This is a genomic window from Flindersiella endophytica (assembly GCF_054779015.1).
In genome coordinates this window covers 15607-38621 of the sequence record NZ_BAAGYY010000023.1, presented here as the reverse complement: position 1 = coordinate 38621, position 23015 = coordinate 15607, and the positions used below count along the sequence as shown (strand labels likewise).

At 70.2% G+C, this 23015-nt stretch carries 22 protein-coding genes; 6 read left to right on the top strand and 16 right to left on the bottom strand.

All coding sequences use genetic code 11. From position 1 onward, the window contains the following. The first annotated feature begins 17 nt into the window (after positions 1–17). On the top strand, positions 18–242 hold the full coding sequence (locus ACYVF6_RS24560) for a hypothetical protein (protein ID WP_460524859.1): 225 nt from the start codon (positions 18–20) through the stop codon (positions 240–242). A gap of 329 nt (positions 243–571) precedes the next feature. Beyond that, on the top strand, positions 572–802 hold the full coding sequence (locus ACYVF6_RS24555) for a hypothetical protein (RefSeq protein ID WP_460524858.1): 231 nt from the start codon (positions 572–574) through the stop codon (positions 800–802). Positions 803–975: 173 nt separating this feature from the next. Here ACYVF6_RS24555 and ACYVF6_RS24550 read toward each other — a convergent pair whose 3' ends face one another. Beyond that, positions 976–1893 carry an NADP-dependent oxidoreductase gene (locus ACYVF6_RS24550; protein ID WP_460524857.1) on the bottom strand — a complete coding sequence of 306 codons (918 nt, stop codon included), beginning with the start codon at positions 1891–1893 and terminating at the stop codon, positions 976–978. 121 nt (positions 1894–2014) lie between these two features. Between ACYVF6_RS24550 and ACYVF6_RS24545 the strand changes: the two genes are divergently transcribed. Next, positions 2015–2455 carry a winged helix-turn-helix transcriptional regulator gene (locus ACYVF6_RS24545; RefSeq protein WP_460524856.1) on the top strand — a complete coding sequence of 147 codons (441 nt, stop codon included), beginning with the start codon at positions 2015–2017 and terminating at the stop codon, positions 2453–2455. A 65-nt stretch (positions 2456–2520) separates the two neighbouring features. On the opposite strand, the gene ACYVF6_RS24540 is transcribed toward ACYVF6_RS24545, so the two are convergent. From ACYVF6_RS24540 to ACYVF6_RS24500, 9 genes are all read right to left on the bottom strand, one after another. Next, entirely contained in the window at positions 2521–3540 is a 1020-nt protein-coding gene (locus ACYVF6_RS24540) for a substrate-binding domain-containing protein (protein ID WP_460524855.1), read from the bottom strand. After that, on the bottom strand, positions 3524–4621 hold the full coding sequence (locus ACYVF6_RS24535) for an ABC transporter permease (RefSeq protein WP_460524854.1): 1098 nt from the start codon (positions 4619–4621) through the stop codon (positions 3524–3526). Before ACYVF6_RS24535 ends, ACYVF6_RS24540 begins: the two co-directional genes overlap by 17 nt. Beyond that, on the bottom strand, positions 4618–6219 hold the full coding sequence (locus ACYVF6_RS24530; protein ID WP_460524853.1) for a sugar ABC transporter ATP-binding protein: 1602 nt from the start codon (positions 6217–6219) through the stop codon (positions 4618–4620). The genes ACYVF6_RS24535 and ACYVF6_RS24530 overlap by 4 nt, the downstream gene beginning before the upstream one ends. Before the next feature lie 11 nt (positions 6220–6230). Beyond that, a complete protein-coding gene (locus ACYVF6_RS24525; protein ID WP_460524852.1) occupies positions 6231–9101 on the bottom strand; it encodes a glycoside hydrolase family 172 protein in 2871 nt (956 codons plus the stop codon). A 66-nt stretch (positions 9102–9167) separates the two neighbouring features. Next, positions 9168–10436 carry an LLM class flavin-dependent oxidoreductase gene (locus ACYVF6_RS24520; RefSeq protein WP_460524851.1) on the bottom strand — a complete coding sequence of 423 codons (1269 nt, stop codon included), beginning with the start codon at positions 10434–10436 and terminating at the stop codon, positions 9168–9170. 33 nt (positions 10437–10469) lie between these two features. Then, positions 10470–11672, bottom strand: coding sequence for an ABC transporter permease (locus tag ACYVF6_RS24515; protein ID WP_460524850.1), 1203 nt, complete (start codon positions 11670–11672; stop codon positions 10470–10472). Then, on the bottom strand, positions 11669–12337 hold the full coding sequence (locus ACYVF6_RS24510; protein WP_460524849.1) for an ABC transporter ATP-binding protein: 669 nt from the start codon (positions 12335–12337) through the stop codon (positions 11669–11671). Before ACYVF6_RS24510 ends, ACYVF6_RS24515 begins: the two co-directional genes overlap by 4 nt. Then, complete coding sequence (locus tag ACYVF6_RS24505) at positions 12334–13404, bottom strand: efflux RND transporter periplasmic adaptor subunit (RefSeq protein WP_460524848.1); 1071 nt, start codon at positions 13402–13404, stop codon at positions 12334–12336. Before ACYVF6_RS24505 ends, ACYVF6_RS24510 begins: the two co-directional genes overlap by 4 nt. Next, complete coding sequence (locus tag ACYVF6_RS24500; RefSeq protein WP_460524847.1) at positions 13401–13892, bottom strand: hypothetical protein; 492 nt, start codon at positions 13890–13892, stop codon at positions 13401–13403. The genes ACYVF6_RS24505 and ACYVF6_RS24500 overlap by 4 nt, the downstream gene beginning before the upstream one ends. Positions 13893–14001: 109 nt before the next feature. On the opposite strand from ACYVF6_RS24500, the gene ACYVF6_RS24495 reads away from it, so the two are divergent. Together ACYVF6_RS24495 and ACYVF6_RS24490 are read left to right on the top strand one after the other, a co-directional pair. Further along, the gene (locus tag ACYVF6_RS24495; RefSeq protein WP_460524846.1) at positions 14002–14658 is read left to right on the top strand and encodes a response regulator transcription factor; all 657 of its coding nucleotides are present in this window, start codon (positions 14002–14004) and stop codon (positions 14656–14658) included. After that, positions 14655–15809 (top strand): sensor histidine kinase, encoded by a 1155-nt coding sequence (locus ACYVF6_RS24490; RefSeq protein ID WP_460524845.1) that lies wholly within the window; start codon positions 14655–14657, stop codon positions 15807–15809. The genes ACYVF6_RS24495 and ACYVF6_RS24490 overlap by 4 nt, the downstream gene beginning before the upstream one ends. Here ACYVF6_RS24490 and ACYVF6_RS24485 read toward each other — a convergent pair. Continuing rightward, positions 15793–16542, bottom strand: coding sequence for an AraC family transcriptional regulator (locus tag ACYVF6_RS24485; RefSeq protein WP_460524844.1), 750 nt, complete (start codon positions 16540–16542; stop codon positions 15793–15795). The two genes, ACYVF6_RS24490 and ACYVF6_RS24485, sit on opposite strands and share 17 nt — an antisense overlap. Before the next feature lie 55 nt (positions 16543–16597). Here ACYVF6_RS24485 and ACYVF6_RS24480 point away from each other — a divergent pair, with 55 nt between their 5' ends. Continuing rightward, entirely contained in the window at positions 16598–17176 is a 579-nt protein-coding gene (locus tag ACYVF6_RS24480; protein WP_460524843.1) for a class I SAM-dependent methyltransferase, read from the top strand. A gap of 170 nt (positions 17177–17346) precedes the next feature. Here ACYVF6_RS24480 and ACYVF6_RS24475 read toward each other — a convergent pair whose 3' ends face one another. The 5 genes from ACYVF6_RS24475 to ACYVF6_RS24455 are packed head-to-tail and all read right to left on the bottom strand — an operon-like array spanning position 17347 to position 22800. After that, on the bottom strand, positions 17347–18642 hold the full coding sequence (locus ACYVF6_RS24475; protein ID WP_460524842.1) for a DUF58 domain-containing protein: 1296 nt from the start codon (positions 18640–18642) through the stop codon (positions 17347–17349). A gap of 6 nt (positions 18643–18648) precedes the next feature. Then, positions 18649–19638, bottom strand: coding sequence for an AAA family ATPase (locus ACYVF6_RS24470; protein WP_460524841.1), 990 nt, complete (start codon positions 19636–19638; stop codon positions 18649–18651). After that, a complete protein-coding gene (locus ACYVF6_RS24465; protein WP_460524840.1) occupies positions 19635–20894 on the bottom strand; it encodes a DUF4350 domain-containing protein in 1260 nt (419 codons plus the stop codon). The genes ACYVF6_RS24470 and ACYVF6_RS24465 overlap by 4 nt, the downstream gene beginning before the upstream one ends. Further along, on the bottom strand, positions 20891–21526 hold the full coding sequence (locus ACYVF6_RS24460) for a DUF4129 domain-containing protein (protein ID WP_460524839.1): 636 nt from the start codon (positions 21524–21526) through the stop codon (positions 20891–20893). The genes ACYVF6_RS24465 and ACYVF6_RS24460 overlap by 4 nt, the downstream gene beginning before the upstream one ends. Beyond that, on the bottom strand, positions 21523–22800 hold the full coding sequence (locus tag ACYVF6_RS24455) for a hypothetical protein (RefSeq protein ID WP_460524838.1): 1278 nt from the start codon (positions 22798–22800) through the stop codon (positions 21523–21525). Before ACYVF6_RS24455 ends, ACYVF6_RS24460 begins: the two co-directional genes overlap by 4 nt. Between the last annotated feature and the right edge of the window lie 215 nt (positions 22801–23015).

Genomic DNA, 23015 nt, shown 5'->3' with positions numbered 1-23015 from the left:
GCGAGGTCGCGGAGCTGGTGGCCGAGCTCGACCGGCCGGAGGGCCTCGACGTGATGGTGGCGCTGGGCCCGGGCGTCACCGGCGCCGAGTTCGCGGCGACGACGCTGCCCTACCGCCTGGGGTGCGGCGGGCCGGGTGGTGTGGGATGGCATCTTCCCGCCGCTCGTCGACCATCTGTTGTAGCCGGGATGAGGTGGTGGAGCTGGTGGCTGAGCTCGACCAGTCAGCCGGCTTCGACGTAGCGGTGGCACTCGGGCCGGGTGCCACGGGTGCCGAGTTTGCGGCAGCTGTGGACACCTGGGCGATCGATAGTCTGGAGGTTCCGTCAGCCAGACGCGGAAACGGCTGGAGGCCCGCCCGCCCCGCTGACGTGCGGCCTGGCAGCCATGATCCCGACCCGACGACCGACGCGGGCATGGCGGCGGCTGCCCGAGCGAGGTCGCGGAGCTGGTGGTCGAGCTCGACTGGTCGGAGGGCTTCGATGTGGTGGTGGCGCTCGGGCCGGACGCCAACGGGTGCCGAGTCCTCGGCGGCATCGCTGCGGCGGGCGGGTGCCAGGCGGTGGGATGGCATGTTCCCGCTGCACGCCGGCTGCCTGTCGCGGCCGGATGAGGCGGCGGAGTTGGCGGCTGACCTCGACCGGCCAGCCAGCCTCGACGTGATGGTGGCGCTGAGGCCTGGCGCCAGGGCCGCCGCCGAGATCGCGGCGGCGATCCTGACCGACCGCCGGGTCAGCTGGCCGATCAGGTGGTGGGATGGCATCTTCCCGCTGCACCGTCGATCACCTGTTGTGGCTGGATGAGGTGGCGACGTTGGCGGCGGAGCTCGACCAGCCAGCTGGCTTCGACGCGGCGGGCGGGTCCCGTTCGGCCAGACCGCACGTGACTGGCGAGCGAGCCGTCCAGGTGACAACAGAGGAATCGCCCGGACCCACCGGCCCGGGCGATCCTCCGCGTTCCTCGCCGGCGGCGTTGATCAGGGTTGGAGTACGTAGCGGCCGCGGATGCCGCCCTTGGCCACCGCGCGGTGCGCGTCGGCGGCGCGGGTAAGCGGCAGGACCGTGTGGACGCGGGCCGGCAGGCGGCCGGAGGCGGCGCGGGCCAGCAGGTCGGCCAGGCGGGCGCTGTCCGGCTCGGTGAAGACGGTCGCCACGGTGATGTCGCGTTCCGGCGTCGGGTCGGCGCCGGGGCGGACGCCGGCCCACTTGCCGCCGTCGCGGACCCAGGCGAGGCTCTCGGCCTGCAGGGATGCCGTGTCGGCCACCGCGTCCCACCCTCCGGACGGCTCCGCCGCGAAGTCGGCGCCCAGCCCGCGGACGAACTCCTCGTCCTCCGTACGCGCCAGCCCCGTCACCTGCCAGCCGCGGTCCGGCGCGAGCGCGACCACGTAAGCCCCAACAGCGCCGGCCGCTCCCGTCACCAGGAGCCGGCCGCCGCCCGCGGGCGCATCGCCCAGGAGGTCGAGCAGTTGCGCCGCCGCCAGGCCGTTGACCGGCACCGTCGACGCCAGCGTCAGGTCCAGCCCGGACGGTACGACGGCGAGCGAACTCACCGGCACGACCAGTTGCTCCGCGTATGTGCTGAACGACCGGTCGAAGCCGATCACCAAGCCCGCCACCCGCGTGCCCACCGCCAGTGAAACCCCGGGCCCAACCGCGGACACGGTGCCCGCGAAATCGATGCCCAATCCGGTGTACGAAGGCTGGTTGATCAGCCCCAACGAGTGAAAGAAGCCGTCCGCCACCGCGAGGTCGACAGGGTTCACGGCCGCCGCGGCGACCTGGACCCGGACCTCACCAGCCCCCGGCTCCACGACCGGAACGTCGATCAGCTCGATCGAGTCAGGTCCGGCCGGTGTACGGACGACAGCGGTACGAAAAGTAGTGGTGTTCACGATTCGCTCCTCGAATAGGTTCGTTCATCGACAACACCACTCTGGATCGGTTACTCTCTTTCGGAAAGTAGGCACTTCGAAGTGCGTAGCGAACGCCGAGGAGAGGGAGGAGCGTAGAACCATGCCGACCCAGACCAAAGCCCAGGAGCGGGCAGAGGCCAAGGTGGAGTACAACGCGTTCTTCGCCGGCTGCCCCAGCCGTCAGCTGCTCGACCGGATCTCCGACAAGTGGGTCGCGCTGATCCTGGCCGCCCTCGGCAGCGGCGGCCCGTACCCCACGAGCGACTGCGCGGGCGACCCGCGCCCGATGCGCTACTCCGAGCTGTCCCGCCGGCTCGCCGGCGTCAGCCAGAAGATGCTCACCCAGACACTGCGCTCCCTCGAGCGCGACGGCCTGCTCACCCGCACGGTGACGCCGACCGTGCCGGTCACCGTCACCTACGAGCTCACCGAGCTCGGCCTCTCGCTCCACGAGGTCATGCGCGGCATCAAGCAGTGGGCCGAGGCACACATGGACGTCGTACTCGCCAACCGCGACGAGTACGACGCCCGCGTCAACTGACCGACCTCCGGCGGCCGGCACCCGCGGCCGGCACCCGCGGCCGGCACCCGCGGCCGGCCGGACAGCTACTTGTCGCTGAAGTCGTACTGCTCGTACAGCTTCGCCGCGTTCTCCGGCGTCACCGCCTGGATGTCGAGCACCTGCTTCTTCTGCACGGTCTTCCCGTTCGCCAGTGCCTCGGCAGCCTTCGCGGCCTCCTCAGCGCCGGTCGGGTAGATGAACGAGCCCGCCAGCTTCCCCTGCTGCACCGCCCGGATCCCGCCTTCGGCGATCGCCAGCCCGTCCGTGCCGATGAACTTGATGGAGTTCTGCTTGCGCTTCGCCGTCGCCGAAAGGTAAGCGCCCAACGCCATCGGGTCGTTCTCCGCGTACACCAGGTCGATCGAAAGGCCCCGCGCCAGCCACTGGTCCATCACCTTCGTGGCCTCCTCCTTCAGCCACTTCGCCTCACGATGATCGATGATCTTGATCTTCGGGTTGGCCTTGATCGCGTCCCGGAAGCCTTTGTCGCGGTCGATCTGCGGCTGGTTGGACAGGATGCCCTGCAGCTCGACGACGTTCCCGCCAGACGGCAGCAGCTGCACCGCGAGCTCGCCGGCCTTCTTGCCCGCGACATAGTTGTCGCCGCCGATGAACGCGGAGTAGCAGTCGGTGTTGACCGTACGGTCGAGGATGATGACCGGGATCCCGGCGTCACACGCCTGCTGCACGGCCGCGGTCAACGGCGCCGCCTCGTTGGGCGACACGATCAGCACGTCGACCTTCTGCTGCACGAACTGCTGTACGTGCGAGACCTGCTTGCCGGAGTCCTGCTGCGCGTCGGCGATGTCCAGCAGCTTCAGGTCGGGGTACTGCGCGACGAAGTACTCCAGCTGCTTGTTGAGCTGCGCGCGGTACGGCTCGGCGTTGTTCGACTGCGAGTATCCGACGACGAACTGCTTCTTGCCGCCGTCCGCCTTCGAGTCCGATGACGACGTCGGCCCGGCGGTCGGCGTCGACGCGCAGGCCGCCGCGAGCGCCAGCGCGCCTACGCCGGCGAGCACCGCCGAGACGATCCGCTTACTGTGCCTAGGGAGGGGAATCATGTGTCATCTCCTTGCGTCGAAAGGCGCGACGGACCGCCGCGGCGAGGCTGGAAAGCAGGTCGGGACGCTGCAACGTCACGGCGAGCACGACGATGAGTCCCTTGATGATGAGCTGCAGGTTGTCACTCACGGCGTTCAGCCCCAGCACGTTGTCGAGCAACGTGAGGATCAGCGCACCGACGAACGTCCCGACGATCGAGCCTCGCCCGCCGGCCAGGCTGGCGCCGCCGATAACGGCGGCCGCGATGGCGTCGAGCTCGTACGTCAAGCCCGCTTGAGGATCCGCCGACGCCCGGTAAGCCGCGTCGATCGGCCCGGCGAAGCCCGCGAGCACACCGGACAACGTGAACACGGCGATCTTCACCCGCGTCACGTTGACACCGGACAGTCGAGCGGCGGTCTCGTTGCCGCCGACGGCGTAGATGTGCCGCCCGAACGTCGTCTTCGACAGGATCAGCTGGAAGACGATGCAGACGGCCACGAACGCGATCACGGGGTAATAGACACCGGCACCGAGCACGCCTTCGAACAGGTTCGAACCCGGCGTGCCGAACAGCTGGAACTGCTCCGAGTGGGGCGTCAGCTTTCCATCGTCCTGGACGATCTGCGTTCCTATGCTGACGTTGTCGCTGATCTGCCGGTCGAGCCCGCGAAACACCGACAAGGTTGCCAGCGTCATCACGAACGGCTGGATTCGCAGCAGCGTGGTGCCGACGCCGTTGCAGAACCCCATCGCCGCGCCGGCGAGGATGCACAACGGGAGAATCACCAGCGGGTTGAGGTCTGCCTCGACCAGCAGGATCGCCGAGACCATCGACCCGAGCCCGAGCATCGAGCCGACCGACAGGTCGATGCCGGCGGTCAGGATCACCAGCGTGACGCCGACGGCCAGGATGCCGCGAGACGCGAACGCACCAACGGCGTTGGTGAGGTTGGACTGGTTGAGAAACATCTCGCCCTTGCTGATGATGCCGAACGCCAGCACCAGTACGAGTCCGATGTAGCCCTGCAACGAGCCGAGCATCGAAAGCACGCGCTTCAGGTTGCTCGACTCCTCCGGCGCTTGTGTTGGTGCGGTCATGAAACTCCATCACTCGCGGGCGGGTCGGGGTCCGGGATCGCCTCCGGAGAAGGCGTGGCGTTGCTCACGACCACCTGGCGGGCGGTCGCGGCCTCGAGAACGCGTTCCTGGGTTGCCTCTTCGCGTGCGAACTCAGCGGTCACCCGGCCCTCGCACAGCACAAGGATCCGGTCGCACATCGACAGCAGCTCCGGCAGCTCAGACGACGCCATCACGATCGCGGCGCCCTGCCCGGCCAGTTCGCTCATCAGCGCGTAGATCTCGGCCTTCGCGCCGACGTCGATGCCGCGCGTCGGCTCGTCCATCAGCAGGACGGACGGCTTGGTGAGCAGGCACTTGGCGAGTACGACCTTCTGCTGGTTCCCGCCGGAAAGGTTCGCGACCGTCGTGGTCAGCCCGGGCGTACGAATCCGCAGCGCCTCGACCTGCGCGGCGACCGCCGCCCGTTCCTGCCGCGCGTCGACGCCGAACCAGCGCCGGAACGCCTTCAGGGCAGCGAGACTCGCGTTGAACCGCACGGTGTTCCCGGGGACGAGGCTCTCGGTCTTGCGGTCCTCGGCGACCAACGCCAAGCCGCGCCGGATCGCGTACGCCGGCGAACGTGGCCGGTAGCGGGCGCCGTCGACCGTGAGGCGCCCACGCACCAGGTGATCCGCGTACGCGCCGTAGATGGCCGACAGCACCTCGGTCCGGCCGGCGCCCATCAGCCCGGCCAGGCCGACGATCTCACCGGCCCGTACGGACAGGTCGACGTTGTGCAGGGCGGCCCGCCCGGCCCGCGAATCGCCTTCCAGGCAGAGGTTCTCGGCCCGTAGCCGTTCCGGCGCGTCGCCCTCGGTCGCGGGTAGCCGGGGAAACAGCTCGCCGAGTGGCCGGCCCACCATCATCCGGATCAGCTCGGCACGTTCGGCGTGCTCGCGCAGAACCGTACCGACGTACGTGCCGTCGCGCAGCACGGTGACGCGATCGGCGATCTCGTCGAGCTCCTCCAGCCGGTGCGAGATGTAGACGACCGCGACGCCGCGCGCGGTCAGCGTACGGATCACGTCGAACAGCCGGCGCACCTCGGCATCGGCGAGGGCGGACGTCGGCTCGTCCATGATGAGGATCGAGACGGAGAGCGACAGCGCCTTCGCGACCTCGATCAGCTGCTGTTCGGCGATCCGGCAGTGCCGGATCAGGCGGCGTGGATCCAGCCGCAACCCGAGCCCGGCCAGCAGTTCGCTGGACCGCGTGCGCATCGAACGGCGGTCTATGGTGCCGCGTTTGGTGCGTGGTTCCCTTCCCAGGAAGATGTTGTCGGCGATCGACATGTCAGGTACGAGCTCGAGCTCCTGGTGGATCATCGCGATGCCGAGCGCCTGCGCGTCGCGCGGCGAGTGGATGTTCGCGGGCTCGCCGCGTACCTCGATCTCGCCGTCGTAGTGGGGGAACGCGCCCGACAGGATGTTGCACAACGTCGACTTGCCGGCGCCGTTTTCCCCAAGCAGGGCGTGCACTTCGCCGGACCGCACCTCCAGCGAGATGCCGTCCAGTGCGCGGACACCGGGGAAGCTCTTGCCGATGCCGCGCATGGCCAGGACTGTCTGAGCCGACATCTGGGCGAACGTCACCCGTCCTCCAGCTGGAGCTGCAGATAGTCGAGACCCGCCATGTAGCTGACGGATTCGGCGTTCTTGCCCGTCACGTCGATGACGAGCGTGTGCGAGCCGGCGGCGAGCTGCCTGCTGCCGTAGTCGATCGGCCCACTGACCGCGACCTCGGGGGAGTGGTAGGCGTCGAACGGTTCGCCGAGCTGCTCGCCGTCGAGCCGGAGCACGTTGATGCCGTAGTCGCGGGCGAGCGTCTGAACGCCTGCCAGGCTGTACGTTCCGGCGGTGCCGAGCTCGAAGTGGGCCGTGACGGTGCCCGGCGCTGCCGGCGTGAACCAGAGTTGGGCTCCGCCGGACCACTCGATGCCGCAGCAGTTGCCCTGCACCTGGATCGGCCCGGTCGCGGTCGCTCCGGCGACCAGCGACTCGCCTTCTATTCTTAGCGTGTCGCCGGTACGCGCACTGGCCTGTGCCGAGAGCGCCCCGGCGTGGCCGGCCAGATCGACCGCGCGGACGCGGTAGTACAACGTCTGCCGGATGTCCAGTCCGCTGTGCAGGAAGCCGGACGCGCGCGACGTGCCGATCCGGTTGGCGGGAGCAGGCCTGAAGTCGGGCCGCGTCGACGCGTACACCACGTACCGCGGCGCGTAGATGTCGTCGCGCGCCGGCTTCCAGCTGAGCGTGATCGCGGTGCCTTCGCCGGACGTCGCGGTGAGCCCGGTGACCTGGCTGGGAGCGGTCGTGTCGGGCGCGGACGGCCGGGTGGACAGGGCCGCGTAGTAGGCGGCGCTCCACGGCGGACTGCCGTCGGCCGGTGTCAGCGTGACGGTGATCCGCGTCTTGCCGGCGGTCAGGGCGGCCGGCAACTGGTAGAAGTCGTCCAGCCACTGGCGTTGCCGGTTGGCCAGCGGTTGCGTCCAGAGGCCGGCGTCGGTGCCGTCGACGGTGACGCGAGCCGACTGGTAGGCGCTTGTCTGGTTGGAGATCCGGCGCAGGGTGACCCCGCGGTTGTCGCGCGCGACGCGCAGGCTGAGGCTGACCGGTGCGGACGTCGCCGTCCCGTCCAGTGCGACCGGCTCGACCGGCCCGTCGACCGCCTCGAAGCGGCTGGTCGTCGTGGTGCCACCGACGTCGAGGCTGTCGGTCCACTGCAGCGTGCCGCGCGTCCGGCCGTACCAGTAGGCCGTCGAGCCCTCGATCGCGTCGGCGTCGTTGCCCGGCCCGTGCTCGATGCCGAAGCGGACCTTGCTGGCGAAGTCGATTCCCTCGGCGAGCGTAAGGCGGTAGAGGCCGGTGCAGTCGTACTGGCAGCCGCCGCCGGCTTCCTCGTGCGCAGGGTTCCCGGTCATGGGCGCGCTGAACGGACCGCGGTTGAAGTACCAACCGCCTTCGTAGAAGTCCTCCGTGCCCGTGCCGTGGAGGTCCGGGCTCAGGGAGCCGTCGACGAAGAGGCGCTCGTCGCCCTCGAGGTAGTTGCGCAGGTTGCCGGCCGGGATCCGGCCCTCGACCGTGTGCGTGACGCCGACGATGCGACCCGTTCCCGCGGTCTCGAGGAACACGTGGTCGCGACCGAGCTCGGTCTGCTCGCGGTTGGTGGTCGTACGGAAGCGGCCGGTTCGCCCGGAGTCGAGGCGCTGCTTCCAGACCGGGTTGTCGGAGACGGTGACGGACGACTCGAGGCCGCTGATCGCTGTGCCGGATCCGTTGTAGAGCTGGACTTTGGCGGATCCGGCGTACGGCATCAACCACCAGGCGGTCAACGTCCTGGAGGCCGGATCGATGCCGAACATCAACGATTGAACGGTGTAGAGGCCGAGGCCGCTGCCGAAGAACTCGCCTAGCGGTGCGTCGACCGTCCGGTCGCCGTCGAACGTGAGACGGATTCGTGTGTTGGCGAGGATGTCGTCGGAGGCCTCGGTGCGCGCGGTGTGCTTGGCGGTGCGCGGATCGGGGCGGATCCAGCGGGCCTTACGCGGGTCGAGCGCCGAGGGGGACGGCTTCGGCGGAGCGGAACGTGTGTGGTCCGGCGTGGACTCGGCGAGCTGTGGGATGCGGATCCGTAGCTGGGTAAGGGCTCCCGGCCGGCTGCTGCTCGCGACCGTTGCCGAGGTGCCTGCCGCGATGTCGGTGGTGCGGTCGATCGTCCGGACGTTGAGCTGGGTGGGCTTCGGGTCGGCGGTGCCGGAGGCGCGCAGCTTGGCGATGACGTCGAGCGCCTGGTCGCCTGGATCGAACGTCACGATGCCCTGCGGGTCGCCGAACTGGCGGTAGGTGACGTGGTAGAAGAGCGGGTTGTGCTGGGTGGTGATGCGCATCTGGGTGCGGTAGGGCATCGGCACCTTGATGTAGACGCCACCGGAGCTCTGGTCCGCGTTCGCGACGAGAGGATGGACGAACGGCGCGCCCTGCTTGCCGTCGACGAGGTCCTGGAGCGGAGCGCTGACGACTGGCGTGCCGTCGAGCTCGACGGTGATCGTGCCGGTGTTGGTGACGGTGCCGCCGTCGCGGGTGAACCAGATCGAGTCGACCTCGCCGGCGCCTTCGTGCTCGGCGATGACACAGCCGGCGTCGGTTTGGCGGAGGCAGGAGTACGTACCGCCGAAGCCGTCGTCGTTGCCGTCGCCGCGGTCGAAGCTGGAGAACTGGCGGGTACGGGAGTCGCTTCCGATTTCGGTCAGGCGGTCGAGCTGTCGATACGTCTCCCAGCCGACGGGTCCGTGCTGGGTGGCGGACGCGCTGAGAGCGGCCGGGGTGGTTGTCTTCGCTTGGGGAGCGGACGCGGACGCGGACATGGACGGGGCGGCAGCGGCCGGGGCTGCCAGCGAGATGACGAGGAGTGCGGCGGTTGCGGAAGCGAGGTGGCACAGCTTGCTGGTCAATCTCGGCATTGAACGCCCTCCCGGCCAAGTAATCGATTTCCGAGCTTGGAAAACGCATCGAGAGTAGGAGCCGGGTCACGGTGTGTCAAGGGCTGCGAATGGCAGGAAGATGACGCCCGTCCTCGTCCTGTGACATCGGAGCTGCGCAGCGGCGCCGGGCGACGGGATTGCCGCCGGGATTGGCGACGGGATTGCGGCCAGGATTGGCGACGGGATTGGCGCCAGGATTGGCGACGGGATTGGCGACAGGATTGGCGACGGGATTGGCGACAGGATTGGCGACAGGATTGGCGACAGGATTGGCGACGGGATTGGCGACGGGATTGCGGCCAGGATTGCCGACAGGATCGGCGCCAGGATTGCCGACAGGATCGGCGCCAGGATTGCCGACAGGATCGGCGCCAGGAATGTCGACGGGATTGCCGACAGGAATGTCGACGGGATTGCCGACAGGAATGTCGACACGCGCTGGGCGGTGGGGATGGCCGCGGTGGTGAGCGCGGGCGGTGGGCGCACACGATGGGGCGTAGGGCAGGCGAGGGTCAGCTGGGCGGGCCGGCGGCCAGCCGCTCCCTCGACTGCCGCATCCGTTCGTCGGAGTGGTGCGGCATCTCCCAGCGCGTCTCCATCCACCACGTGCACCCGGCCTCGACCCACGGCCGTACGAGGGCGCGTGCCTGGGCAGGGTCGGCGGCCGGCGTTTCGCCTTCTGCGAGAACGTCGAAGCTCTCCGGCGCCGTTGTCAGCCAGCCACGCCCTGATCGCGCGGATGTCGTCCGGGCTGTCCGCGGCTCCCGCGGGCAGCAGGCCGTCGCAGCGGAGGGCGCGACGCATCGACCTCGGGTGTGGCCAGGCGCCGACCACCCAGACCGGGATGCGTTGCTGTACTGGACGGGCAACCGCCGCGAGGTCTTCTCGTTCGTCCAGCGCCAGTTGGTAGTGCTTCCCGGCGTAGGCCTGGCGCCCGGCCCACAGGCCCTGCACGATGTCGAGCCCTTCGTCGAGCAGCGAGGCCTTGACCCGCCGTTCGGTCGGATCGACGGCGGCGCCGGACCAGACCGCCCCGAGCCCGACCGCCAGCACCGCCCGCCCGCCGGACAGCTGGTCGAGCGTCGCCACCTGACTCGCGACCTTCCAGGGCCGCCGCCAGGGCAACGGCGTCAGCATCGTCCCCAGTCGCACTCGCGACGTCCGCGCCGCGATCGCGGCCAGCAACGCCCAGGCGTCGACACCGTAAGGCGCTTCCCATACGAACACGCCGTCCCAGCCGGACTCCTCGGCCAGGACGGCCTGCTCGAGCTGCTGCACCGCGGTGCCACCCGGCAAGATGAATCCGTACTTCACAGGCACCAGATCTAAGCAGCGCGCACCGACAGATCAGGAAGCCGCGAGTGCCTCGGTCGGGGCGAGGCGGGCTGCCCGGATCGCTGGGTACAGGCCGGCCAGGCCGCCGATCACCAGCGTCGCCGTCAGGGCGCCGAGCATCGCCCAGGCCGGTACGACCGACGGCCAGCCTTGCCAGGAGGCGTACGCCACCGTCACCGCGCTCCCGAGCAACACCCCTCCCGCGCCGCCAAGGCCGGACAGGAGGAGCGACTCCGCCAGGAACTGCAGCCGAATCTGCCCCTGCGTCGCACCGAGTGAGCGGCGCAGTCCGATCTCGGCACGGCGTTCCAGCACCGAGATCACCATCGTGTTGGCCACGCCGACCCCACCCACGAGCAACGCGACCGCGCCCAGCCCCAGCAGGAGCCCGCTCAACGCGGCATCGGCCGCCTGCTTGGCCTCGAGCGCGTCCGACGGCCTCGAGACCTCGACCTCGTTCGGTGCTTCGGGGTTCGCCGTCGCCGCCAGGATCTGCTGGACGTCCCTCACCGCGCTCTCCTCGCTGCGCGTGTAGACGGTGGTCGGGAAGCCGTCGAATCCCAACAGGGACTGAGCGACCGGCCACCCGACCAGCGCGGCCGAGTCGAGCTCCGGCGCGAGAACGACAGGGGCCAGCACGCCCACCACCGTGAACCAGTGCCCACCGAGGTAGACCTGCTGCTTCGGCCCGGCCGCGCCCACCCCGAGCCGCGAGGCGGCGGTCGCGCCGAGCACGACAGCGGGGTACTCCGTCGTCGCGGCGTTGAGGAACACCCCACTGGCCGGCATCGCACCCACCGTGTCGGGCAGGTCGGTCTTCGCGGCCAGGACGGCGATGCTGCCGGTCTGGCCCACCGGGATCTTGTCGTTGCGGTAAACGCTCGCCGCGCTGAGCTTTCCGGTCGCGCTCACCGACGTCACCGGCGGGATGGCGCCGATCATCGCGATGCACTCGCCGGGAAGGTGCGACTGCTCTCCGAACAACGTCTGTCCCGGCCCTACGGTCAGCAGGTTCGTGCCGATCGACTCCATCTGCTGGTTGAAGTCCTCCCGGCTGGACGTCGAGATCCCCACGACGGAGATCATCGCGGCGATGCCGATCGCGATCCCCAGGGCGGACAGGAACACCCGCATCGGACGCGAGTGCAACCCGGCGCCACCGACGCGTACGACGTCGGCGAATCCGAGCCGGGCAGGTACGAGCCGGTCGCTCATCGGTCGCCTCCCAACTGGCCGTCGAGCATCTCGACGCGCCGGGGCAGGGTCGCGGCGATCCGCCGGTCGTGCGTGATGATGACGACGGTCGTACCGGCGGCATGGAGCTCGCGCAGCAACGTCATGACGCCCGTCCCGGCGACCGAGTCGAGGTTGCCGGTCGGCTCGTCGGCCAGCAGTACGGGCGGCTCGCCGACGACGGCTCGGGCGATCGCGACCCGTTGCCGCTCGCCGCCGGAGAGCTCGTGGGGACGGTGATGCATCCGGTGCCCCAGGCCGACCCGCCCCAAGGCGGCCTCGGCGAGGGCCCGCCGCCGGCGACGCCGGACCCCGTTGTAGAGCAGGCCGTCAGCCACGTTGTCGCGTACGGACACGCCGGGCGACAGGTGGAACTGCTGGAACACGAAGCCGATCGTGCGGGCCCGCAGCGCCGACAGCTGGCGGTCGCGCAGCGTGGAGACGTCGTGCCCGTCGATCCGCACGACACCGGACGACACGCGGTCCAGCGTGCCGATCACGTGCAGCATCGTCGACTTGCCTGAGCCGGACGGGCCCACGATGCCGAGCAGCTCTCCACGTTCGATCCTCAGCGAGACCCCTTTGAGTGCCGTGACGCCACCCGCGTACGTCTTGGACACCTGGCGCAGCTCGACGATCGCGCTCATTTCGGCATCCCCACGACGACGCCCTCGGTGATGCCGGAGCCGGAGATCTCGACCTTGCCGCCGGCGAACATGCCTGTTTTCACAGGGATGTACGAGACCGCCGTACCCTCGACCGCCTGGACTCCGAAGCCGCCCTGCGTGAGCGCGACCAGTGCGGCAACCGGCACGGCGAGTACGTTCTCGCGGGTCTCGGACACCAGATCGACATCGACGGGAGCGGCGTCCAGCGTGCCCGCGGCGGCGGGATCGGCCAGCTCGAGTACGACCGCGATCGTCGTGGTCGTCTTCCCCTCGCCGTCCTGCTTGGTCGCGGCCGTGCCGATCTCGACCACCTTGCCCTGCGCCGTCTTTCCACCGGGCAGGGTGATGGTCGCCGAGATCCCTTTGCTCACGAGGTTCTGCTTCGCGGCGTCGAGCGCGACCGTGACCAGCGGCTTGGTTCCGCTGTAGGTGTAGACGGTCGTTCCGTTGCCGATCGGTGCGCCCACACTGGCCTGCGGCACGGCGACGCGGATGTCGCCCGTCGCGTAGAGGATGTCGCCGACCCCGACCTTCCCCGTCTCCTCCTTGCCGAGGTCGTCCTGCCAGTCCTCCACGGCCTGCGCGGTGTAGTAAGTGTACGAGTCGTCGACGTCGAATCCCTTGTATCCAAGGCTCTTGAGGTTCTGCTCGAACTGCTTGACGTCGGCACCCTCGACGCCCACCTTCAGCGTGCGGTACGCCGGCAGGGTTCCCTTCAGCAGGATGACCGGCTCGTTGTTCACCTTGTAGGCGGGCTTGCCGAGCTTCACCACCGAGCCGTCCGGCGGCATCCAGGTCAACGTTCCGTTCGACCGCGCCGGCAGGGCGACCGGCGTGCCGTGCGACAACGTCCCGCTGACCTGCTCGGTCTGCACCAGCGTGGTCCTGGCCACCTTCGCGGTCGCCGGCGGCAGGCCGGACGCGCTCGGTACGGCATCCGGCCCGCCACCTCCGAACAGCGCCCCGCCGGCACCGGTCGCCGCGACGACGGTCGTCGCGACGGCCAGCAGGGCCACGGCGCCGCCGAGGATCCGGATGCGCTTCACTGGTCCACTCCGCTGAGGATGTCCTGACATGCCTTCGAAGCCTTCTCGAAGTTCGGGTTCGTACGATCGACGTTGCCGAACATGCCCTGGCCACCGGGCTGCGGGTCGGGGAAGTCCGGCATCCCGTTCTCGCGCATGCACGTGGCGAACGCCTGGTACTCCTTCAGGTTCTCCGGGTCGCTGGACTCGTTCGAGACACTGCCGGGCAGGAGGTGCTGGCAGTCCTTCATCGCGGCCTGGTACGCCTCGCCCTTCGGGTCGACATCCTTACCGGGCTTGGGCCGGCCGCTGTCCGGGTCCGGATCGTCCATGTCGATGCCCTTGTCCCGCATGCACTGCGTGAACGCGAGCGGATCGGGTGTGGCACTCGGGGTCGGGCTGGGCTGACCGGTTTCCGGTGCGGTTCCGGTTCCAGTCTCGGCCGGCGAGCACGCGACGGCGATGGTCAGCGCGCCGAGCGCTGCGATGATCAGTGCGATTCGTTTCATGGGTACGAGCACAGCGAACCGGCGATAACCAAGACGTAACCCGCGCACCGGCTGGTTATGCCGTGGTTATGCGGGCCAGGGCAGGATGGTCTTGCCGAAGGGAGAGAGCATGCGGGTCCTGGTCGTCGAGGACGAGCCGATCCTGGCGGACGCGATCGCCACCTGGCTGCGCCGCGAGTCGTTCGCCGTCGACGTCGTGCTGGACGGTGGGGCCGCGCTGGAGCGGCTGGCGGTCAACGACTACGACGTCGTGCTGCTCGATCGCGACCTGCCCGTCGTCCACGGCGACGATGTCTGCCGCGCGATCGTCGACAACGGCTCGCCCGCGCGCGTACTGATGCTGACGGCCGCGGCCGGCGTACGCGATCGGGTCGCGGGGCTGGGGATCGGCGCCGACGACTACCTGCCCAAGCCGTTCGCGTTCGCCGAGCTGTCGGCGCGCGTGCACGCACTGGCCCGCCGCAACCAGCCCGCGCGGCCACCCGTGCTCGAACGTGCGGGCATCCGCCTCGATCCCGCGCGCCGCGAGGTGTTCCGCGACGGCCGGCCCATCGTGCTGGCCAACCGGGAGTTCGCCGTCCTGGTCGAGTTGCTGCGCGCCGACGGAGCAGTGGTGTCCGCCGAACACCTGCTGGAGAAGGCCTGGGACGAGAACATCGACCCGTTCACCAACGTCGTACGGGTGACGGTGATGAAGTTGCGCAAGAAGCTCGGCGACCCGCCGGTCGTCGAAACCGTCGCGGGAGCGGGGTATCGCCTGCCATGAAACGCTGGACGTTGCGTGCGCGGCTCACCGCGCTGTACGGCGGACTGTTCTTCGTCGCGGGTGCAGTGCTGCTCGGCGTGACGTACCTCCTGGTGCAGAACAGCGTTCAGGCCCAGCTGCGTTCCCAGGCTGACGCGAGGGTCACGGCGATGCGTGAGGAAGCCGCGAAGTCCGGCGGGGCGGTGGACCAGGCCGACGTCCAGGCGATCCGCGAAGCCCAGGAACGCGTCCGCGACGCCGCCCTGGGCTCGTTGCTCACGCAGGGTGGGCTGGCGCTCGGCGGCGTCGGCGTACTGGCGTGCGGGTTCGGCTGGCTGGTGGCCGGGCGGGCGTTGCGGCCGTTGCAGCGGATCACCGAGACCACGCAGCGGATCGCCGGCGCCAGCGGGCGGGGCCTGCACGAACGGATCGCGCTCGCCGGTCCGCGCGACGAGGTGAAGCAGCTCGCCGACAGCTTCGACGCCATGCTGGAACAGCTCGACCGGTCGTTCGACGGGCAACGCCGGTTCGTGGCGAACGCGTCGCACGAGTTGCGCACGCCGTTGACGTTGAACCGCGCGCTCGTCGAGCTGGTGACGACTGATCCCGATGCCGGTGCCGAGGTCCGCCGGCTCGGCGCGACGCTGCTCGACGTCAACGACCGGCACGCACGGCTCATCGACGGCCTGCTGACGCTGGCCGACTCCGAAAACCCCCTGTCCGAGCGACGTCCGGTCGACTTGGCCGAGATCGCCGGACATGTCGTCGACGTCCTGGGGGCGAAGTGCCGTTCCCTGGAGCTGACGTCGGCTCCAGCGCTTGGCGACCCGGTGTTGCTGGAGAGGCTGGCCCACAACCTCGTCGAGAACGCGATCCGCCACAACATCGCGGATGGCTGGTTGTCGGTGCGGACGTCGGTGTCCGGCGAGCTCGCCGAACTGACGGTGACGAACGCCGGCGAAAGCGTGCCGGCGTACGAGATCGAGTCGTGGTTCGAACCGTTCCGGCGTGGCGGCGACCGGCGTACTGGCGCGGACCGGGGGTTCGGACTGGGCCTGTCGATCGTTAGGGCCATCGCCAACGCACATGGGGGATCCGTCCGTGCGGAGCCACGCGAGGGCGGTGGGCTGGTCGTGACGGTCGGCTTGCCGTTGGTCAGTGGGAAGCCCTGAAGTACTCCGCGGGCGTGACGCCGACCGCGCGGCGGAAGGCGGCGACGAACGCGCTCGGCGAGGAGTAGCCCACCCTGGGCGCAACCCCGGTCAGCGGCATCCCGTCGGCGAGCAGCGTGAGTGCCGCCCGCAGCCGGGCCTGGGTGCGCCAGCGGCCGAACGTCATGTCGCACTCGGCGAGGAACAGCCGCGCGAGAGTGCGTTCGCTCGCGCCGACCGAGCGGCCGTACGCCTCCAGGTCGCGCGCGTCGGACGGGTCGGCGAGCAGAGCTTCGGCGACCGCCACGGCTCGCGGGTCGGACGGCCAAGGCAGCGTGATGGGTACGACCGGGACCGGCTCGAGCAGGTCGAACACGACCGCCTCGGCCCGCTGTCGTTCGCCGGCTGACAGGTCGTCTCCCGCGAGGTGCTCCAGCAGCGCACGCAGCAACGGCCGGACGGCCACCATCCGCGGCTCGGTCCACGAGATCGGGCAGCGCGCCGGATCGGCGTAGATGCCGTGCAGCTGGGCCCGTCCGTGCGTACCGGTGCGGTGCGTCACCCCGGCCGGCAGCCACAGCGCCCGCGTCGGCGGCAGCACCCAGTGGGCGGAACCGGCGTTCACCGCGGCCACGCCCTGGGAGGCCCACACCAGCTGATGCTGGCCGTGGACGTGCCACGGGAACCAGCTGCCGGACGGGAGTGGGAGGTCGCGCAGCAGCATGGCGCCGTGCTCGTGTCTGTACAGCGACATCACTTGGCAATCTATCGCCTACCGGACATGCGCGCAGGGCTCTACGGTCGAGAGCATGCCGATGAACTACTTCCACCGCAGAATCTGCAGCTCCGCGAAGTGGGCCGAGGGCGTCGCCCAGAACCTGCCGAAGCGGCTGGCCGGCTTCGAGCTCGGTGACCACATGCTCGAGGTCGGCCCCGGCTACGGCGCGACCACGCGGGTGCTCGCCGGCCTCACCGGCCAGGTCACCGCACTCGAGGTCGACGAAGCGTCAGCCACCTTGCTGCGCAAGGAGTTCGACGGCGGCAACGTCGAGATCGTCCACGGCGACGGTGCCGACATGCCGTTCGAGGACAACACGTTCGACTCCGTCGTCTGCTTCACGATGCTGCACCACGTGCCGTCATCTGCCTTGCAGGACAGGCTTTTCGCCGAGGCGTACCGTGTGCTCAAGCCGGGCGGCGTACTCAGGGGGGCGGACAGCCTGCCCAGCTTGGGATTCCGCTTCATCCACATCGGCGACACCATGACCACGGTCGACCCCGCGACCCTGCCCGACCGCCTGGCAACCGCCGGCTTCGGCAAGGTCGACGTCAGCCACACACCCAAGCAGAAGGTGGAGTTCGCCGGCTTCAAGCAGGGCAGAGCCTAGGGGGTGTCCTGTAACTGTCGCCCGGCTGCGGCGGCCCTGGCCCCACGCTGGCTGCGTTGGACGAAGATCGCCCGTATGGCCTTGTGCGATCGACTCCGTCCGCCTGTGCTCACCCCCACGAACGGCGCCATGACCGTCCTCGGTATCCGCCGACACTTACAGGACACCGCCTAGAGCCGCCCGGCCTTCTTCAACGCGAGGTACGTGTCGGCCAGGTCCGGCGCGATCCGGTCCGGTGGCGAGTCGACGACCGTGACACCACGCCGCTCCAGCAACTCCGTCGTACGCCGCCGCTCCGACCGGGCCTGCTCGGCCGCCGCCGCACCGTAGACGGCCTCCGCCGAGCCGCGTCCGGCAGCCAGCTCCTGGATCCGTGGGTCGGCCACCGACGCGATCACGAGCTCGTGCCGCTTCAGCAACGGACCGAGCACCGGCGACAGGCCTTCGTCGATCACCGCGGCGTCGAGGCCGGTGAGCAGCACCACCAGCGACCGCTGGCTCGCGCGCAAGCTCACCGCCGTCACCAGGCCGCGGTGGTCGGTCTCGACCAGCCTGGACTCGAGCACCGCCATCGCGGACGTGAACCGCGGCAGCACGTCCTGCGGCCCCGCCCGTTCGACGTCGGCCTGCACGGAACGGTCGTACGCCAGCAGGTCGACCCGGTCTCCTGCCCGGGTGGCCAGTGCCGACAACAGCAGAGCGGCATCCAGCGCATGGTCGAGCCGCGTGCCGTCGCCGACCCGGCCGGCCGAGGTGCGCCCGGTGTCGAGCACGATCAGCACGTGCCGGTCGCGTTCCGGCCGCCAGGTGCGCACGACTACCGCCTGCCGCCGGGCGGTCGCCCGCCAGTCGATGGAGCGAACGTCGTCGCCGTGTACGTAGTCGCGCAGCGAGTCGAACTCCGTGCCCTGCCCGCGCACCAGCACCGAGGCCCGCCCGTCCAGTTCGCGCAGCCGGGCCAGCCGCGACGGCAGGTGCTTGCGGCTCTCGAACGGCGGCAGCGCGCGGACGGTCCACGGAACCGTGTGCGAGCTCTGCCGCCCGGCGAACCCCAGCGGACCAAGTGCCCGCACGGTCACGCGGTAGGCCTGCCGGTCACCTCGCCGGGTCGGCCGCAGCTGTGTGGTCACCCGCCGCCGTTCGCCGGAAGGGACAGCCAACCGGTGCCGCTGCGACTCCGCACCGGCCGACGGCGGCCAGGCGTCACGGAGGACTCCGCGCAGGGTTCGCGAGGACGGGTTCGTCACCAGCAACGACACCTCGGCCGGCTCGCCGAGCCGGACGGCGTTCGTGCCTTCCCGTGCGAACCGCAGCTGTCGTACGGACGCCGCTGCCACCACGTCGAAGGCGATCAGCAGGAGCACCAACCCGGTGGCGGCCCACACCGCCCACAGGTGCGGCAGGAAGAAGCCCACGACCAGCGCGCTCGCCAGCATGAACAGTGCGGCCCGGAAGGTGATCGCCATGAGTGCCTACCGCGGCACGGGCACGGTCGCGAGGATGCCGCTCAGCACCGCGTCGGCCGTGACGCCCTCGAGCTCGGCCTCCGGACGCAGCTCGACCCGGTGCCGCAACGCCGGAAGCGCCAGCGCCTTCACGTCGTCGGGCGTCACGTAGTCGCGGCCGGACAGCCAGGCCCACGCCCGGGCCGCCCGCATCAGCGCGGTCGCGCCACGCGGCGAGATCCCGAGCCGCAGCGACGGCGACTCCCTGGTCGCGCGGGCGAGGTCGACGACGTACCCGATCACCTCAGGCCGCAGCTGGACGACCGCGACCGCCTGCCGGGCGACCTCCAGGTCGGCGGCGCCGGCCACCGCTCGCAGGCCTGCCGCCTCGAGGTCGCGCGGGTCGAAGCCGCCCGCATGCCGCGACAGCACGGCGATCTCCTCGTTGCGGGACGGCAGCGTGAGATGCAGCTTGAGCAGGAAGCGGTCGAGCTGCGCCTCCGGCAGGGGATAGGTGCCTTCGTACTCGATCGGGTTCTGCGTCGCTGCCACCACGAACGGATCCGGCAGCGCACGCGCCGTGCCCTCGATCGTGACCTGGCGCTCCTCCATCGCCTCCAGCAGCGCGGCCTGGGTCTTCGGAGGTGTCCGGTTGATCTCGTCGGCCAGCAGGAGGTTGGTGAAGACCGGGCCCTCGCGGAACTCGAACTCCGCCGTACGCGAGTCGTAGACCAGCGAGCCGATCACGTCGCCCGGCATCAGGTCGGGCGTGAACTGCACCCGCTTGGTGCCGAGCTGCAGACCGGCCGCGAGCGCGCGGACCATCAACGTCTTCGCGACACCGGGTACGCCTTCGAGCAGGACATGGCCCCGGCACAGCAGCGCGATGATCAACCCGGTGACGGCGGCGTCCTGTCCGACGACCGCCTTGCCGATCTCTTCGCGCAGGCTGATCAGGGCCTGCCGAGCGGTCTCCGGCGACCCGGTTCCAACCGGAGTAAAGGTCGGCTGACTCACGATCTACGTACCTCCTGCTCGAGCGTGTCAAGGTCAGCTGCGAGGCGTACCAGCCCGCCGTCATCCTCAGGCGGATGCTCGCCGAGCAAGCCTGCCACCTCTTCCGCGGTGCGGCCGGTCCGGGCGGACACGGCGGAGAACAGCGCGGGGTCTCCCGCGTTGAAGGGCAGGCCGAGCACCGACTGCAGCCGGGTTCGCGTGGACTGGCGTAGCGCGGCGGCGGCCCGGTCGCGCGCCCGGAACCGCCGGTAGAGCCTGGCCCGGCCCTCCGCGGCCTCCGACGCGCGGACCACGACCGGCAGCGGCTCGGGTACGACCGGTCCGAGCCGGCGTGCTGCGGCGATCATCAGGAAGATCCCGCCGACCGCGACGGCTCCGGCGGCGAACCGTACGTTCGCGGGGAGCAGCGACCACATGCTCACCTGCCGGCCCTCGGGACTGTCGGGGTCGCCTTGCCGGGGTACGTCCTGCAGCGAGGGGAGGTACCAGACCAGCCGCGAGTCGTGGCCGAGGAGGTTGAGCGCGAGCGCGGCGTTGCCCTCGTTGGCGAGCTCGGCGTTGGAGAACGACCGCGGAGAGCCGACGAGGTCGAGCGTGGGCTCGCCGGCGACCTCGACGACCGCGCCGCGGGTGCCGTCGCCGTAGCAGACCTCGACACCGCTTCCGGTGCCGTTACCAGGGCCGGTGCCGACCGAGACGGGCGCGCGGTACATCGGGCCGCGGACGTCGACCGGGCCGGCCCGTTTCGCGGCGGGCAGTTCGCAGCCCGGGTCGCGGACCTTGGCCAGGGCGTCCCCGGCCGCGAAGACCTTCTTGGTGGTGATCGCGCCCAGGGTGCCCTCGCTGGGCTCGAACAGCACGATCCGCGCGTAGCCGGCGTCGCCGAGGCGCTTCAGCTGCGGGCCGGTCAGCCGATCGGGGACGGTGACGAGCAGCGTGGCGTCCGAACCCGCGTTGTCGAGTGCGGCGTCGATCCGGTCGACTCGCTGGACGTCGACGCCGCGCTGTTCGAGGAGTACGGACAGGGCGCGGGCGCCGGGGCGCTGCGCGGACTGCGGGTCCATCGGCCCGCCGGTGGACCGGCTGGTCAGGATGCCGTAGACCAGGCCGGCGACGACGATGATGCCGATGATCAGCAGCGGACCGCGGAACCGCTGCCAGGCCTGCCGGGCGGTCGCACTGCTGGAAGTAGGTGAGATGGAGGCCGGTTCGGCCCCGCTTGTGGTCGGGGAGGCGGGTGGGGTCGGCGCGCTCACGAAGCGGTCACCGCCACCCGCCGGATGGCCGACACCTGCTCGTCGGCCCGGGCGACCTGCTCGTAACGTGCGCTGTCGGCCTGCCTGCCGCCGTACCAGACCTCGTCGAAGATCCCGGCCGCGGCGCGTACGGTGTCGCCGGCCTGCGGCGCCAGCCGTGCGATCTCGGCGGCGGCCTCGTCGGCCGTACGTCCTGGGCGCTGATCGAGCAGCGTGCGCTCCTCGAGCTCGCGTACGAGAGCACGGAACCGCTCCCGGATCGCGACGGCGAAGTCGCCGTCGGCGGCCGCTGCATTGGCGGCCGTACGGTGCTCGGCCGCGCTGCGCTGGCCGTCGGTGAACACCATCGCGCTGGCTCGCTTGCGCGCCCGGGCCAGCGGGCCGACCCGCCAGCGGACGATGATCGCCGCGACGACGATCAGCCCGACGATGATCAGCAGGCCGGTGAGGCCGCCGGGCGAGGCGTTGTCGACTTCGCTGAGCAGGCGCTCGATCCAGTCGCTGAGCCAGTCGATGACGCGCTGCGGAATGCTCGGGTCGTCCTGGTGATAGATGCCCTTGGAGAGCTCCCGGCCGGCGGCATCGGCGGCCTCCGCCCGCCCGATGTCGATCGGCGGCTCGGCAGGAATCACCGGGCCGCCCATGGGTGAGCGGCAGCCGGGTCGGCGGCCCGGTCGCCGCCGGTGATGCTGGCGAGCTCGAGGTCGAGGCCCTCGCCGCGCATCCGCGAGTCGACGTAGATGAGTGCGTTGACGGCGGAGATGAACGACATCTGGAGCACGGTCGAGCCGACCGAGCCGATGCCGTACAGCAGCACGCTGATCGCACCGCCGAGAACCTCCGACGAGGTGGCCGCGCTGACTCCGGCGGCGATGCCCACGCCGAGGAAGAGGAAGCCGTACTGGATGATCGACGCGATCACGCCGGCGATCAGCGACGAGACGAAGAGCAGGCCGAACGTACGCCAGAACCGGCCCTGCACGAGCGACCAGGACCTGCGCATCGACTCGATGATGCCGAGCCTGCGCTGCTGCCCGCCGGCGAACCCGGGGTCGACCGGGCGCGTCTCGAGCACGAGCGCGGCGGGGGCGAGCGCGAGCCGGATCGACACGTAGAACGATCCGACGGCCATGCCGATCGCGAGCAGAACGGTGACGATGATGCCGATCGCGATGACGCCGGCCTGCTGGGTGAGGTAGATCAGCCCGGCGCAGACCGCGAACACCACAGCGAACGCGACGAGGACGGCGACGCCGAGGAGGAGGGAGTAGCCGCAGAGGCTGAGGATGCGGCCCTTGGCGGTGTCCCACACCTGGCGGACGGTGACCGGGCGGCCGAGCACACCCTGGCTGACCGTCACCGTGATCATGCCGGTGAGCGTGAGCTGGGCGATCCAGAACAGCACCAGGATCACGAGCATCGACAGCGCGAACGAGACGATCCGCGCGCCACCGAACTGCTCGATGTCGTCACTGGTGAAGAAGTCGGCGAAACCGAGGAACATCACGAGGAACGTCACCAGCATCAGCCCGGTGACGATGAGCGCTGCGAGGCCCAGCAGGATCTTGGGGTAGCGCTGGACCGCGGTGAACGCGCCGTCCAGAACCTCCCCGAACCCGAGCGGACGCAGGGGAACGATGCCCGGCTTCGGCGCCGGCGGCGGGCCCGCACCCCAGGCCGGCTGCCCCCATCCAGCACCAGGCGGCGGGGGAGGTGGAGTGCCCCAGCCGGGTGGTGGCTGGCCTGGAGCGCCGGGGCCTCCCGGGCTTCCCGGGCCTCCTGGGACTCCCGGCGGAGGTGTCGGCATACCCCAACCGCCGCCCGCCTGAGGTGGGTTCGGCTCGGCCCCGGTCCCGCCCGGTGCGGCCCAGCCTGGCGTCTGTCCCGTACCCGGTTGTTCGGTCATCTGCTCATCCCCGATCCCCTGGACTGGCCATGCCTGCGCAATCGTGTTGGGGATCATCGTCCCACGTAGAGACCTGCCCACCGTATGCGGAACCCACGACCCCTCGCGACGCCTTGTGACACCTTAGTGATCTCGCTCAGGGTGTTCGAGGGTCGACAACCCGCAACACGGGGAGGGCACGGGGATGCCGGAACCATCCAGCTCCGCGGCGCTGC